This window comes from Duganella sp. S19_KUP01_CR8 (assembly GCF_036688705.1).
Taxonomy (GTDB): domain Bacteria; phylum Pseudomonadota; class Gammaproteobacteria; order Burkholderiales; family Burkholderiaceae_D; genus Rugamonas.
Map to the genome: position 1 here is coordinate 402,973 of NZ_JAQQPR010000001.1, position 15,592 is coordinate 418,564.

The 15,592-nt window shown below is 66.0% G+C and carries 10 protein-coding genes; all 10 read left to right on the top strand.

Annotated elements, in window-relative coordinates; all coding sequences use genetic code 11:
• Positions 1 to 106: 106 nt before the first annotated feature.
• The 10 genes from V6M89_RS01705 (at position 107) to V6M89_RS01750 (ending at position 15,592) form a co-directional block, all read left to right on the top strand.
• Positions 107 to 745, top strand: a complete 639-nt coding sequence (locus V6M89_RS01705; protein WP_332851528.1) for a hypothetical protein — start codon at positions 107 to 109, stop codon at positions 743 to 745.
• Positions 746 to 4,639 (top strand): hypothetical protein, encoded by a 3,894-nt coding sequence (locus V6M89_RS01710; RefSeq protein WP_332851529.1) that lies wholly within the window; start codon positions 746 to 748, stop codon positions 4,637 to 4,639. It begins immediately after the preceding gene.
• Positions 4,640 to 4,883: 244 nt separating this feature from the next.
• Positions 4,884 to 5,417: a type VI secretion system contractile sheath small subunit gene (gene tssB, locus V6M89_RS01715; protein ID WP_217945839.1), complete on the top strand. Its 534-nt coding sequence runs from the start codon at positions 4,884 to 4,886 to the stop codon at positions 5,415 to 5,417.
• 49 nt (positions 5,418 to 5,466) lie between these two features.
• The gene (gene tssC, locus V6M89_RS01720; protein WP_332851530.1) at positions 5,467 to 6,960 is read left to right on the top strand and encodes a type VI secretion system contractile sheath large subunit; all 1,494 of its coding nucleotides are present in this window, start codon (positions 5,467 to 5,469) and stop codon (positions 6,958 to 6,960) included.
• Between the two features lie 76 nt (positions 6,961 to 7,036).
• Positions 7,037 to 7,522, top strand: a complete 486-nt coding sequence (locus V6M89_RS01725) for an Hcp family type VI secretion system effector (protein ID WP_116993407.1) — start codon at positions 7,037 to 7,039, stop codon at positions 7,520 to 7,522.
• 140 nt (positions 7,523 to 7,662) lie between these two features.
• Positions 7,663 to 8,121 carry a type VI secretion system baseplate subunit TssE gene (tssE, locus tag V6M89_RS01730; RefSeq protein WP_332851531.1) on the top strand — a complete coding sequence of 153 codons (459 nt, stop codon included), beginning with the start codon at positions 7,663 to 7,665 and terminating at the stop codon, positions 8,119 to 8,121.
• 25 nt (positions 8,122 to 8,146) lie between these two features.
• Positions 8,147 to 9,898 carry a type VI secretion system baseplate subunit TssF gene (gene tssF, locus V6M89_RS01735; protein WP_332851532.1) on the top strand — a complete coding sequence of 584 codons (1,752 nt, stop codon included), beginning with the start codon at positions 8,147 to 8,149 and terminating at the stop codon, positions 9,896 to 9,898.
• Complete coding sequence (tssG, locus tag V6M89_RS01740) at positions 9,886 to 10,902, top strand: type VI secretion system baseplate subunit TssG (RefSeq protein ID WP_332851533.1); 1,017 nt, start codon at positions 9,886 to 9,888, stop codon at positions 10,900 to 10,902. Before tssF ends, tssG begins: the two co-directional genes overlap by 13 nt.
• 5 nt (positions 10,903 to 10,907) lie before the next feature.
• Entirely contained in the window at positions 10,908 to 13,604 is a 2,697-nt protein-coding gene (tssH, locus tag V6M89_RS01745; RefSeq protein ID WP_332851534.1) for a type VI secretion system ATPase TssH, read from the top strand.
• A complete protein-coding gene (locus V6M89_RS01750; RefSeq protein ID WP_332851535.1) occupies positions 13,601 to 15,592 on the top strand; it encodes a type VI secretion system Vgr family protein in 1,992 nt (663 codons plus the stop codon). The genes tssH and V6M89_RS01750 overlap by 4 nt, the downstream gene beginning before the upstream one ends.

Here is a 15,592-nt window from a genome sequence, read left to right on the forward strand (position 1 = left end):
CGCAACGACGGCGCTACCGACTGTGGTGTGGCGGGGCTTGGCGGCCGATTGCGTTATCAAGCTGCTCATGATATTGTCAATCGACACTTGTCCTTCCGAGACATCCATGCTGCATCCCCTGGCCAGCTTATGGCGCCACTCCAGTCGCGTCACGTTCTACGAATCTGGCGGCCAGGCCGGACAGTCATTGCTGCACAGCGGCGTGCCGATTCCGGGTGCGCGGCGGCGTTTCTCGTCGTCCGACGACGCCAGCACCTACCTGCGCTTCTGGCTGGGCGAACCGGCCGCGCGCGCCGAACTCAAATGGATACTGCAACGCTCCGGCCCCTCGCTGGCGTCCGGCCACGGGGGCGCGGACGGCTGGCTGAACGCGCTGGCCGGCCGGCTGATGAGCGGCGCCGTCATCGTGCTGGAAGAGCTGAGCCGGCAGGCCCAGCCTGGGCGGCTGGTGGCGCCGTCCACGGCGGCCGCGTCGGCCGCTGCGCTGTCGGCCCTGCCGGCGCTGAGCGCGGCGCCGGCCATTCCGGTGGTGCCCGACCTGCTGCCGGCGCTGGAGGACATCCGCATCGAAGGCGCGGAAGTGCTGCCGGAGCTGAACCAGGCGCTGGCCGAGGTCAACGCGACCATCTCGACGGTGGGCTCGGCCTCGTTGTCGCTGGAACCGGCGCCGAGCAAGGTGGCGGCGATCAAGACGGCGCTCAGCGACGCCACCTCGCGCACCACCTCCACCCTGGGCGCGCTGTAGATGAAAGTCATCGACCACTCCATCGAAGTGCTGCCGCAGTGTCCGGTCAACATCGCCAAGGCGGTGCAGAAGGCGGCCGACACCATCGTCGACCAGGGCAAGATCTTCGCCACCGAAGTCACGGCCACCGCCACCTCGCTGAACCAGGACATGCAAAAGGTGGCGGAGCAGATGAAGGCCATCCCGGACCTGCTCAATCCGCAGCCCATCATTGACTGCTGCACCGGCGTGCTGGAGCAGGCCGCCAGCGACCTGCGCAAGCTGGCCAACGACGCCGCCGCCATTCCGCAGCGCCTGCTGGCGCAGACGGCCGGCGTGCAGAAGGTGATCGATTCGGCCAACGGCGCGGTCGAAGCGATGAGCACGCTGCTGCCGGAGCTGTCCGGGCTGGTGCCGGACTTCGGCGCGCAAATGACCTTCTTCAACAGCCTGCCGGGGCGAGGGCAGGCGCTGGCCGAGCTGGCCAAGCGCACCGGCGTCATGGTCGAGCAATACGGGCGCGATCTGCTGCCGCTGTCCAAGCAGTTGCAGCAGTTGGGCACGATGCAGGGCGGGGCGGGCGCCGGCAATGCCGCGATGCAGGCGGTGCTGGCGCGCGCCGAACAGTTGCAAAACGATAGCCTGGCGCAGGTCAAGGCGCTGCGCGCTACGCTGGACGGCAACGTCGGCGATCTCGATACGGCGATGCAGGATGCCACCGCGCAGGCCACGCAAACTATCAGCGGCATTTCCGACCTGCTCAACGAGAAAGGCAATGCGCTGCTGGCGCCGTTGCAGGCGCAGATCGATCTGGTCGATCAGCTCAACAGCGCGCTGGGCGACGAGGCGCGCAACTGCGATGCGCTGTTTGATGAAGCCTCGTCGCAGCTGAGTCGCCTGGGCGACATCCTGATCAAGCCGCTGGCCGCCGCGCGCGCGCAGGTCGACGCCGTGATCGACCAACTGGCCGCAGCGGCCGCCACGGTGGACGGCATGGTGAAGAAGGCGATGGAGCCGCTGGACGCGCTGGAGCGGCGGATGGAGGCCATCAAGCAAGCCTTGCAGGAAGTGCTGGACGCGGTCCGCGCCGAGGTGGAGAAGGTGCTGCAACTGATGACCGAGCTGGACGGCGAGGCGGAAAACGCCAAGACCGTGCTGCGCCAGCTGCCGGAGAATTTCGTCCCGGTGCGCACCATGATCGCGGACGCCATCGCCATGCTGACGGAGGTGAAGGACAACATTCCCGTATTCGTTTCCGAGGCCAACAGCACGCTCGACGCCGCCTCAAGCGAGCTCGACCAGGCCGACGCCCTGTGCACCGGCGCGATAGAAATCTGCACCCGCTACATGATGAAGGCGCCGCCGTTGATGATGGCGCGCACGCTGTTCGTCGGCGTCAAGGCCATGATCCCCGGCGTGAAGACGGCGATCGCCGGCGCGCGTACGGCCGTGAAGGCGGCCGGCGACCAGGCCACCGGCTTGATGGAACAGGCCATCACGCTGGTCGATTCCCTGAATTCCTTGCTGGACCAGGCCATCGCGAAAGTGCAGGAGGCCATCGACGCGCTGGTGAAATTGCTGGAGCAGATGCAGGCGGCGCTGAAGCAAGTGTCGGACGCCGCCGAGAAAATCCCGCCGCTGCTGCAGGAGCAGCTGGACAAGGCCGGCGCGGCGCTCCAGCAAATCATGGACAAGGCGCGCGCGGCCGCCGAGCAGTGCCTGGCCAAGCTGCAATGCGAACCGCTGGTCAAACGTTTGCAACAGGAGCTGTCGGATCTGCTGGACCGTACCTTCAAGCCGCTGGAGGCGCAGATCCAGGCCGCAGGCGCGCCGTTGCAGAACGTCCTGCAACAGGGCAAGGCGGAGGTCGGCAAGGCGGCGGCGATGGCGCAGGACGGCTTGGGCAAGCTCAGTGCGGCATTGACCTCGGTGAAGCAGCAGGCCATGCAGCCATTGCAGAAGCTGACCGATACGCTGACCTCCGCGCGCGGTCAGGTGGATACGGTGAGCGGTACGGCGCGCCAGCAGGTGCGGCAGGCGGCGGACCAGGCGCTGTCGTATGTGGACCAGGCGTCGCAGGCTATTTCCGGCTTGAACATCCGCGCGGTAGGCGACCAGATCGCGCCGTATGCGCAGTTCTACGACGACGTGGCGGGCACGTTCAGCCAGGTGCAATCGCAGGTGCAGAGCGCCGCCAATGTGGCCGATAAGGTGAACAGCTGGAAGAGCGATGCGCAGCAGTCGGCTAATGATTTGCTGGACCGCGTGCATCAGGCGGCGGACGAGGCGCAGCAGGGCGCGAGCGAGGTGCAGACGGCGGCCGACAACACGGCATCCGGGGCGCAGAGTGCGGGCGAGTCCATCGTCGATAGTCCGGTGTCGGAGCAGGTGCAGGCTTCGTTCGACGGCATGAAGCAGGATGCCGAGGGCGTGGCGGCGGAGTCCGATGCGGCATTGGCGGACATGTCCGGATCGCTGGACGATGCGCAGAAGGAATCGGAGACGGCGACCGATCCGTATGTGCCGGATACCGACGCCATGCTGGCAGATGTGAAGGCGGAGGCGGACAAGGCGGAGCAGGCGGCCAACGCGGCCAAGGAGTCGGAGCAGGCGTTGGCGGCGCAGGTGGTCGCCAGCGAGAAGGACGTGGGCGCAGCGGCGGACGACGCGGCATCGCAAACGACGGCGATGAAGGATGAGGCGCAGGCCGCTATCAACAAGACGGTGGCGCAAGTGGAGGCGGTGCAGGCGCAAGTCAATGCGGCGCGCGCCGAGGCGATCAAGGCGGAGTCGATAGTCGATGCGGAAGTGGTCAAGCACGGCGGCACGTCAGCGAACGCCGATGCCAAAGCCGCCGCCACCGACGCCGCTACCGACACCGCCGCCGCGTCCGCCGCGAGCGATGCCACCGCCACCAGCACAAACGATGCCGCCGTCACCGACGCTGCCGCGCCAGCGGCAACCGACGCTGCAGCCGCTGCTGAGGGGGCAGCGCCCGTCGCTCCCGGCGCGGCGCCAGCCGATGCTGCGAAGGGTGACACCGCCGCAGGCGATGCGACATCCGCCGCTGCCGCGCCAACCGGATCGGCCGGTGAGGCCGCAGACGCATCGGCAACAAAAGCGCCCGCAGATAAAGATGCAGCCAGCGCGCCAGACACTACCGCTGCTGACGCCCAACAAGCAACTGGCGACAAGCCCGCAGCCGCAGACGCACCGTCCGCCGAAGCCTCTACCGCAGCTGCGCCGAAGTCCGAAACGCCAACAGGCGATACGCCAGCAGCGGACGCACCCAAAGCCGCTGCGCCAACAGCCGACGCGCCTGCTGCGGATGCACCCAAAGCCGCCGCGCCAGGAGCCGATGCGCCAGCAGCCGAAAAGCCAACTGCAGACGCGACGCCATCCGCACCAGCAATCGATCCTGCCAAACCGCCTTCGCCCGCCGCACCTGCGCCGCGTCCGAAAGCCGGAGCTGCCATGCCCACGGGGGCAGATGCCGCGACTGGCAAGATGCCAGCGACTGCCGACAGCATGGCAGCCCCAACGACCCAAGCTGCAGAAGCGGCAAAACAACTCGACCCACTCGCCGCCGCGAGCGAGAAAGCGGCAGCAAGCAAAGTCGCTACCGATGCCGCCTCCATCGCCAAAGCCGCCGCCGACAAAGCCGCCGCCGCCACCGAGGCCGCCACCAAAGCAAAAGCCGCCACCGAGGCTGCCGCTCAAGCCAAAGCCGCCGCCGACTCGGGCAGCGCCGCCGCAGCCGCCGCCGACAAAGCGAGCTCAGCCAAAGCACTGGCCGACAAGCTCAACGCCGCCAAGGAAGCCGCCGCCAAACTGCCCGCCCACGATCCGAACGCGGCGTTACAAAACTTCAAGGATGCAATCCCCCCACCGCCCAACACGCCGCCCACCAGCTGACGACGCTGTCACCAATTTGTCATCTGAGCGCGTGGCGAAAATATAACGGGCCAAATTTTGAAAAAGCTTGTGAGCTAAAGAATTTACATTTAATATCAATTGAGTATCGGAAATCTTTGTACCTATCAATTACGTTGCGGCTCCGCGAAATGGTGGTAACACGAGAAGTAGCTTAGTGCTCAGTCCGCCTGTTTTTGAAATAGATGTATCGTCGGCCGCTAGTCACCATAATGTGAGGATGTGAATGTCAGATAGCTTACAAAAATGGGTAGGACGCAACCGTCCCCCACGTGTGCAAATCACGTACGACGTCGAAATTGGTGACGCCACTGAAAAAAAAGAGCTGCCCCTGGTGGTCGGCTTGCTGGCCGACCTGTCCGGCCAGCCGTTGGTGCCGCTGCCCAAGCTCAAGGCCCGACGCCTGATCGAAATCGATCGCGACAACTTCAACGAAGTCATGGGCAAAATCGCCCCGCGCCTGGACCTGTCCGTGCCGGACACCCTCAAGGGCGAAGGCAATCTCAAGGTGGAACTCAACTTCACCGAGTTCGACCACTTCCATCCGGAATCCATCGTCACGCAAGTGCCGCGCCTGGCCAAGCTGCTGGAAGTGCGCCAACAACTGCGCGACCTGCTCGGCAAACTCGATGGCAACGATGAGCTCGATGCGCTGCTGGAAAACATCATCCAGAACACGCAAGAGCTGAAAACACTCAAGGACCAGGAACCGGCCGCCGACGCGGCGCCGGCGGCGGACGCAGAAGCGACCCCATCCTGATAGCGCGCCCACGCGTGCTTCCCCTCATCGTTTAAGAGAGAGCTAAATCATGGCTACTAGTCAATCCGCCAAGGGCGGCGCCAAGTCGACGGAATCCGCCGGCGAGCTGAGCTTACTGGACCGCATCGTCCAGGAAGGCAAGATGGCGATCGAACCGTCGCAAAACGCTTACGCCAAAAAACTGCTGGGCCAGTTCGCCACGCAGGTGCTGGACGAAGGCATGAAGACCGCACCCGACAAGGGCGTGGTCGCAATGATCAACGAGCGCGTGGCCGAGATCGACCGCATCCTCAGCGACCAGCTCAACGCCATCATGCACCACGAGGAATTCCAGAAACTGGAAGGCTCCTGGCGCGGCCTGCACGACATGGTGTACGGCACCGAAACCAGCACCACCCTCAAGCTGCGGCTGCTGAACGTGTCGAAGAAAGAACTGCTGAAAGACCTCGAAGGCGCGGTCGACCACGACATGAGCGTGCTGTTCAAAAAAATCTACGAAGAAGAGTACGGCACCTTCGGCGGCGCCCCGTATTCGGTGCTGATCGGCGACTACTACTTCGGCCGCCACCCGCAGGACGTGGCGCTGCTGCAGCGCTTGTCCAAGGTGGCCGCCGCCGCGCACGCGCCGTTCATCACGGCCGCCGCGCCGTCGCTGTTCGACATGACCGAGTTCACCGAGCTGGGCGTGCCGCGCGACATGTCGAAGATCTTCGAAAGCGCCGAGCTGGCCTCGTGGCGCGGCTTCCGCGAATCGGAAGACTCGCGCTACATCGCCATGGTGCTGCCGCGCTACTCCGCGCGCCTGCCATACGGCGCCAAGACCAACCCGGTGGAGAGCTTCAGCTTCGAGGAAGACGTCGACGGCCGCGACCACAGCAAATACCTGTGGGCCAACTCGGCCTACCAGCTGGGCCTGCGCATCACCGACGCCTACGCCAAGCACAGCTGGACCACCGCGATCCGCGGCGTCGAAGGCGGCGGCAAGATCGAGGGCATGACCGCCCACACCTTCAAGACCGACGAAGGCGACATCGTGCTCAAGTGCCCGACCGAAGTGGCGATCACCGACCGCCGCGAGAAGGAGCTCAACGACCTCGGCTTCATCGCCGTGGTCAACTCCAAGGGTTCGGACTTTGCCGCCTTCTTCGGCGGCCAGACCGTCAACAAGCCCAAGCTCTACAACCTGGATGCGGCCAACGCCAACGCGGCGCTGTCGTCGCGCCTGCCGTACGTGCTGGCGGCCTCGCGCTTCGCGCACTACATCAAGGTCATCATGCGCGACAAGGTCGGCAGCTTCCAGACCCGCCAGAGCGTGGAGAACTACCTGAACTCGTGGCTGAGCGGCTACGTGCTGCTGAGCCCGAACGCGACGCAGGGCGAGAAGGCCCGCTTCCCGCTGGCCGAAGGCCGGGTCGACGTGACCGAGAAGCCGGGCAAGCCGGGCGCGTACTCCGCCACCGTGTTCCTGAAGCCGCACTTCCAGATGGAGGAGCTGACCACGTCGATCCGCCTGGTGGCCGAACTGCCGGCCGCCGTCGGTTGATGCCAGTCCACACACACTGATGTCCCCGCCCATCCGGCGCAGCCGCCGGGTGGGCCCATAAAATTTGGAGCCAGCAATGTCTGACGTACTCATTTTGGATTTGGGCACCACCATCAAAGGCAACTGCATGGTGACCGGCTATGCCGACAAGGTGATCGTGCTGTCGTATTCGCACAGCGCCTCGATGCCGCTGCAAATGGACGCTTCGAACACCGAGCGTACCTCCGGCCGTCCGGTGTTTTCCGAGATTTCGTTCTCGAAAATGTCTGACCTGTCGACCACGGAAATGTACAAGGCCTGTACCCAGGGCACCAAGATCGGCGTCGCCAAGCTGCACGTGGGGCGCGTGGAAAACGGCAAGTACATGAATTTCTTCACGTACGAAATGACCAACGCCATGATCTCGAACATCAGCACCTCCGGCGGCGGCGGCATTCCATCGGACTCGTTCTCGATCAGCTTCACCAAGATCAAGTGCGACTACACCCAGCAGCAGTCGGACTCGACCGCGAAGGGCACCGGCACCTGGAACTGGAACCTGGAGACGATGAAAGCGGATTGATGCCCGGGTACGCCGCGCCGTCATTCCCGCGCAGGCGGGAATCCATGCACCATAGGCTCAGCTGGCGTTCTATGGATTCCCGCCTGCGCGGGAATGACGGGGGCGGGGCCTCGTGTCTCTTTCCGTATCGTTGAGAAACTATGTCTAAAGCCATCACGGCGTCGCTTGTGCCCATGTTTGACCGGTTGACCGGCGTGCTGCACGCCTCGCCGGACGGCCGGTTGCTCGATGGCGGCGGTTTGCAGCACTCGCTGCAACTGGACCTGATGCGCTTGTTCAACGTGCGCAATGCCTTGACCATCCGCGAATATCTGGAAGGCGATCCCACCGTGCTCGACTACGGCCTGCCCGATATGCTGGGCCTGTCGCCGCAATCGGACCAGGACCTGTTCGTCTGGTCGCAGGTGCTGGAGCGCAGCCTGGCGCTGTACGAACCGCGGCTGTCGCACGTCAAAGTGGACGTGACCGCCGATCCGGCCAAGCCCTTTGCCGCGCGCGCCGCGATCGCCGCCGTGGTGCTGCTGGGGCAGCAGCTGTGCCGGGTCAATTTCGACGTCGCGCTCGATGCCCGTTCCGCCGCGATGCAGGCGGCCGCATGACGGTCGGGCAGCGGGAGGCCATGCCGTGAGCGACGACATCCTGGAATACTACCGGCGCGAGCTGTCCTACCTGCGCACCCAGTCGGCCGACTTCGCCACGCGCTATCCCAAGGTGGCGCAGCGGCTGGTGCTGAGCGGCGGTGAATCGGCCGATCCGCACACCGAACGCCTGATCGAATCGGTGGCCTTCCTGACGGCCCGCGTGCACCGCGACCTCGACCGCGATTTCCCCACCATCGCCGGCGCCATGCTGGACAACCTGTGCCCGAGCCTGACGCAGCCGGTGCCGGCCATGACGGTGGTGCAGATGAAGCTGGACTCCTCGCAAGGCAAGGTGATGGCCGGCATGCCGGTGGCGCGCGGCGCCATGTTGTCGACCACCGCCGCCAGCGGCGAGAACTGCCGCTTCCAGGTGGCGTGGAACACCACGCTGTGGCCGTTGAAAGTGGCGGCCATCAAGATGGAAGACACGCGCACCCTGCGCCTCGACCTGCGCTGCGACACCGGCCTCGACGTCTCGGAGCTGGAACTGGATCGCCTGCGCCTGCACCTGTCCGGCGACCTGATGACGACCATGCCGCTGCACGAACTGCTGATCAGCGGCCTGGAGCGTATCGAGCTGCTGGCCGGCGGCGGCCAGCTGCACCGCCTCGGCCCCAACAGCCTGAGCGAAGTGGGCTTCGACGAAAACGAAGCGATCCTGGCGCAACCGGCGCACGCCCATCCGGCCTATGCGCTGTTGCAGGAATACTTCGCCTTTCCGCGCAAGTTCCAGTTCTTCGACCTCAGCGGCCTGCGCGGCTTGCTGGGGCAGGGCGAGGGCTTCTCGCTGCGCTTCGTGTTCAACCGCAGCGCGCGCGTGTTGTCGCAGCTGAGCGCCGACAACTTCCTGCTCGGCTGCGTGCCCGCTGTCAACCTGTTCCCCGTCACCAGCGAGCCGATCCGCCTGCATCGCCGCCACTACGAATACATCCTGGTGCCGGACTACCAGCGCGAGGCGGTGATGGAAGTGCATTCGGTGGTCTCGGTCACCGCCTCCGATCCGCGCGCCGAGCGGCCCAGCATCATCCCCAGCGTGTTCGCCGAATCGGCGGCCGACGCCGAGGACGCCAAGGTGTTCTGGTCGCTGCGGCGCGAGGTGAGCATGCGCAAGGGCATCACCGGCACCGACGTCTACCTGAGCTTTGTCGACCGCACCGACGTCCACAGCACACCGGACGAGCCGGTGGTGTATGCGCAACTGCTGTGCACCAACCGCGGCCTGGCCGAGCAGATCGCTCCCGGCACCCGTTTCTACGGCGAAGGCATTTCCACCTCGACCGACATCCGCGCGTTGTACCAGCCCAGCGCCCAGCGGCCGCCGGTGATGGAAGCCAAGGCCTTGTGGTCGCTGGTGGCCTTGCTGCGCCTGAACCACCGCTCGCTGGTGGACGGCACCACCGGCGTCCACACCTTGCAGCAGATGCTGATGTTGTTCGCCGGCGACAGCGCGCGCGACCAGGCGCAGGTGCGCGGCGTCAAGAGCATGGCGGCCTCGGTGGCCACCGCGCGCCTGGGCACCGATACCTGGCGCGGCCACTGCCGAGGCACCGACATCGTGCTGGAGTTCGACGCCGACGCCTTCGTCGGCACCTCGCCGCTGGTGCTGGCCGGCGTGTTGTCGCGGTTCTTTGCCTTGTACACCTCCGCTAATTCCTTCGTCCGCCTGGCCGTCACGCGCGGCGGCGAACCGTGGATGCAGTGGCCTGCCATGAGTGGACGCCAATGCCTGATCTGATGACGCTATTGCGGGACGACCCGCATGCCTTCGATCTGTTCCAGGCGATCAGCATCCTGGAGCGCAGCGAACCTGCGCGCGCGCACGTCGGCACCTCGGTCGGCATGGATGAGGCGTTGCGGCTGTCGGCCCAGGTGGACCTGGCGTTCGCGCCGAGCGACGTCAGCGGCCTGAACGAAAGCAAACAGCCCGGTCCGCCGTTGACGCTGAAGACGCCGGTGCTGACGCTGGCAGGCTCGCAAGGCCCGCTGCCGATGCCGTTCACCGAGCTGCTGATGGAACGCCGCCGCGTGCGCGACATGTCGGGGCTGGATTTCCTGGATATTTTCAACCAGCGGCTGCTGGGCTTCCTGTACCGCAGCCGCCGCAAGCACCACCTGGCGCTGAGCACGGACAGCATCAACCACGCGCCCATCGTGCGCAGCCTGGATGCCTTGTCCAGCCTGGGCCGGGCCGAAGGCGTGCGCGGGCCGGACGGCCAGCAAGCCTGGCTGCGCCACGCGGGCTTGCAGGGCGCGGCGCCGCGCTCGATGGTGTCGCTGCTGGCCGTGGTGCGGGACCGCATGGGCGTGCATTTCAGCGGCAAGCAGTTTGTCGGCGGCTGGCATGCGCTGGCGCTGTGCGACCGCGCCAAGCTGCACGATCCCGGCAAGCCGGCGCCGATGACGGCGCGGCTGGGCATGGGCGCCAGCCTGGGCGCGCGCGCGTGGGACCAGGGCGCCGGCATGGCGCTGGACGCGCCGCCGCTGCAACCGGCGCAGTTTGCCGCCTTGCTGCCCGGCGCAAAAAACAACTCCCTGCTGGGATGGCTGGTGGCGCGCCATCTGCAACGCGACATCCAGGTGCGGCTGCGGCTGGACCTGGCGGGGCAGCCGGCAACGCGCTTGAGCGCCAGTGGCGATTTGCCGCCGCGCCTGGGGCTGAGCACCTGGCTGTGCAGCCCAGGACCTTCGAGCGCGCCGCACCAGCCGGCGAACTTCCTGCTGTCGACGGAAGAGGATTGAACGGCATGGAAATCGATATCCGCACCTTGCTGTCCAAGCTCAACCCCGAATGCAAGCGGGCGATGGGGCATGCGGCCGAGCTGTGCGTGAAGCAAACGCAGTACAACGTCGAGCTGGAGCATTTGCTGTTCACCTTGCTGGAAGAGCGGGCGCCGGATTTTGTGGTGGTGCTGCAACGCTTCGGCATAGGCGAGAGCGCGGTGACGGCGCAGCTGCAGCGCAGCATGGATGGCTTCAAGCGCGGCAACGGCCGCACGCCGGCCCTGTCGCCGCACTTCATACCGTTGTTCCAGGAGGCATGGCTGCTGAGCTCGATGCTGCTGGGCAGCCAGCAGGTGCGCTCCGGCACCGTGCTGCTGGCGATGCTGGAAGTGGACAGCCTGCGCGGCATGCTGATCGAGAGCGCGCCCGAACTGCTGAAAATCCCGCGCGACCAGTTGAAGCAGGAGCTGCCGTCGCTACTGAGCGCTTCGTCCGAGGATGGCGGCGTCACCGGCGCGCCGTCCGCCGCGCCGGCCGCGCAGAATAGTGCACAGACGGGCACGATGCCGACGCCGCAAAGCGCCGGCGGCGCCACGCCGTCGCTGGACCAGTACACGGTGGACATGACGGCACTGGCGCGCGCGGGCCGCATCGATCCCATCCGTGGCCGCGACGCCGAGATCCGCCAGATCATCGACATCCTGTTGCGCCGCCGCCAGAACAATCCCATCCTGACCGGCGAGGCCGGCGTCGGCAAGACCGCCGTGGTGGAAGGCTTTGCCCAGCGCATCGCCGCCGGCGCGGTGCCGCCGTCGCTGGCCAATGTGGTGGTGCGCACGCTGGACCTGGCGCTGTTGCAAGCGGGCGCCGGCATCAAGGGCGAATTTGAAAATCGCCTCAAATCGGTGATTGCCGAGGTGCGCGCCTCGGCCACGCCCATTATCCTGTTCATCGACGAAGCGCACCAGCTGATCGGCGCTGGCGGCAGCGAAGGGCAGGGCGACGCCGCCAACCTGCTCAAGCCGGCGTTGGCGCGCGGCGAACTGCGCACCATCGCCGCCACCACCTGGGCCGAGTACAAGAAATACGTCGAACGCGATCCGGCGCTGGCGCGCCGCTTCCAGGTCGTCAAGGTGGAAGAGCCGACCACCGACGCCGCCATCGGCATGTTGCGCGGCATGGTCGCCACCTTGGAAAAACACCACGGCGTCGAGATCCTCGACGAAGCCGTGACCGACGCCGTGCGCCTGTCGCACCGCTACATCTCCGGCCGCCAGTTGCCGGACAAGGCCATCAGCGTGTTGGACACGGCCTGCGCCCGCGTCGCCATCGGCCAGGCCGGCGCGCCGCAGCAGCTGGAGGCGCTGGAACACGACATCGTCCTCAACAGCGAAGAGTTGCGCATCGCCCGCCAGCAGCACGCGCGCGGCGAGGACCGGGCCGCCGTCATCGCCAAGATGGAGATCCAGCAGGCGCTGCTGCAGGCGCGTCAGGAACGGCTGATAGAGAAGCTGGCCGAGGAGCGCCGCGCCGTCGAGGAAATCCTGGTGCTGCGGCGCGAAATCGCTGCAGCCGCCGACGACCACGCTTCGCTCGACGACGAGGAGCGCATCTCGCGCGGCGACCAGTTGCAGCGCCTGCAAAAAGGCCTGGAGGCGATCCAGGACGACGAGCCGCTGGTGCCGGTGTGCGTCGATTCAAAGATCGTCGCCGGCGTCATCTCCGGCTGGACCGGCATCCCGGTCGGCAAGATGCTGGCCGATGAAATCCACACTGTGCTGCAATTGAAGGAACGGCTGGAAGACCGCGTGGTCGGCCAGCCGCAGGCGCTGGACGCCATCGCCCGCCGCGTGCGCACCTTCCGCGCCGAGCTGGACGATCCGAGCAAGCCGGTCGGCGTGTTCCTGCTGGTCGGCCCCAGCGGCGTCGGCAAGACCGAGACCGCGTTCGCGCTGGCCGACATGCTGTACGGCGGCGAACGCAATATGGTCACGATCAATATGTCGGAGTTCCAGGAAGCGCATTCGATCTCCAGCCTGAAGGGCGCGCCCCCCGGCTACGTCGGCTATGGCAAGGGCGGCGTGCTGACCGAGGCCGTGCGCCGCCGCCCGTATTGCGTGGTGCTGCTGGACGAAATGGAAAAAGCCCACCCGGACGTGCTGGAGCTGTTCTTCCAGGTGTTCGACAAGGGCACGATGGAAGACGGCGAAGGCATCACCATCGACTTCAAGAACACCCTGATCCTGCTGACCTCGAACGCGGCGCAGGACGTCATCACGCAAGCCTGCGCCAACGGCAAGCGGCCCGATGCGACCGAGCTGATCGAGCAACTGCGGCCGGCCCTGCTGCGCCAGTTCAGTCCGGCCTTCTTGGGGCGGCTGGTGCTGGTGCCGTACTACCCGCTGGGCGACGAGCAGATCAGCAACATCGTCGACCTCAAGCTGGCCAAGCTGGCGGCGCGCTTTGCCGAGAACCACAACGCCCGCTTTACCTGGGACGACCGCGTGACCGAGGTGATCACCGCCCGTTGCACCGAGGTCGACAGCGGCGCCCGCAACATCGATTTCATCCTGACGCAGACCGTGCTGCCGTTGCTGTCGTCGCTGGTGCTGGAACGCATGTCCATGCTCAAGCCCTTCACCGCCATCCACATGAGCGTGGGCGCCGATGAGCACTTCGCCTACGCCTTCCGCGACCATCCGCTGCGAGGCCAGCCATGAGGACCGGCTTCGAACAGCCCGGCGGCCTGCTGAGCGTGTCCTCGCCGTTCGGCGACAACGACCTGCTGTTGGACGCGGTCGAAGGCAGCGAGGGGATTTCGGAACTGTTCAAGTTCAACCTGCACATGCGTTCCGGCAGCACCAGCCTGAGCGCGGCCACCGTGGTCGGCAAGACCATGACGGTGACGCTGGACGTCACCGGCGGCACCAAGCGCTATATCAGCGGCATGGTGTCGCGCTTCATCCAGAGCGGCTTCGACCAGGACTTCGCCACTTACGAGGCCGAGGTGGTGCCGATGCTGTGGCTGCTGACCCTGTCGCGCGACCGCAAGATCTACCAGGCCAAGTCGGTGGCGGACATCATCAAGGCCGTGCTGGGCGCCTTCAGCATCACCTTCGACGACAAGCTGACCCAGACCTACGACCCGGTCGACTACATCGTGCAGTACGACGAAACCGCGTTCGACTTCATCTGCCGCTTGATGGAGCAGGCCGGCATCTTCTATTTCTTCACCTTCAGCAGCAGCGCGCATACGATGGTGCTGGGCGACGCCTCGTCCAACTTTGCCGATTGCGCCGGCGCGGCGGCGGTGCGCTTCTTCCCGCGCACCGGCATGAACAACGCCATCGACACGGTGTCGCGCTTCGCCCACGAGAACACCATCGCGGTGAAGAAGGCCACCGTCAACGACTACGACTTCATCAATCCCAGCACCTCGCTGGAAGGCACGCATTCGGCCGCCGGCGGCAGCGGCGCGGTGTACGAGTTCGCCACCGGCCACCTGGCGGCGGCGGCCGCCACGGCGATCGCCCAGTTGCGGGTGGAGGCCAGCCAGGTCAACGCCGAAGTACTGCGCGGCGACAGCTTTTGCTACCCGTTCAGCGCCGGCGCCAAGTTCACGTTGTCCGAGCATTTCGTCGATGCGCTCAACGCCGCCTTCGTGCTGCGCCGCGTGCACCACACGGCGCGCGACGACATGTACACCAATTCCTTCGAGGCGTTTCCGGTGACAGTGCCGTTCCGTCCGCCGGTGCAGACGGCCCGTCCGCGCGCGGTGGGCTGCGAGACGGCGCTGGTGGTCGGCCCCAGCGGCGAGGAAATCTGGACCGACAAGTACGGCCGCATCAAGGTGCAGTTCCCATGGGACCGCGACGGCGCCAAGGACGACAAGAGCTCGACCTGGATGCGGGTGGCGCAGTCGGTGGCGGGCAAGGGCTTTGGCGCGCTGTTCCTGCCGCGCGTGGGGCAGGAGGTGGTGATCACCTACCTGAACGGCGATCCCGAGCGGCCGCTGGTGACGGGCTGCGTCTACAACGGCGAAAACACCACGCCGGCCGAGCTACCGGCCAACCAGACCCAGACCATCATGCGCACCTGGTCGTCCAAGCAGGGCGCGGCCGGCAACGAGCTGCGCTTCGAGGACAAGAAGGATTCCGAGGAGCTGTACATGCATGCGCAGAAGGACATGCTGACCGAGATCGAAAACGCGCTGACCACGACGGTGAAGAAGGGTGCGGAAATCCATACGCTGCAAGAGGGCGACCGCACGGTCGATGTGCAGAAGGGCAAGGAGACCCACAACGTCAAGGGCACGCGCGAGGTGACGGTGACCGGCGACGAGACGCATACCAACGCCGCCAAGTTCACCCACAAGGTGACCGGCGACTATGCGCTGACCATCGATGGCAAGCTGACCATCACGGTGACGGGCGACATCAGCATCAAGTCCAGCGCGGCGGTGACCGAGGAATCCGGCACCACCTACGGCATCACGGCCGGCACCGCGCTGACGGCCAAGGCGGGTACTGCTCTGACCAACCAGTCCGGCACCGAGCTGACCAACAAGGCCGGCACGAATATGACCAACCAGGCGGGCGTACAGATGGACAACAAGGCGCCTGTCATCAACAGCAAGGCCGATGCAACCCAGACCGTGGAGGCCGGCGCGATGCTGACCCTCAAGGGCGCCATGGCCAAGGTGAACTGA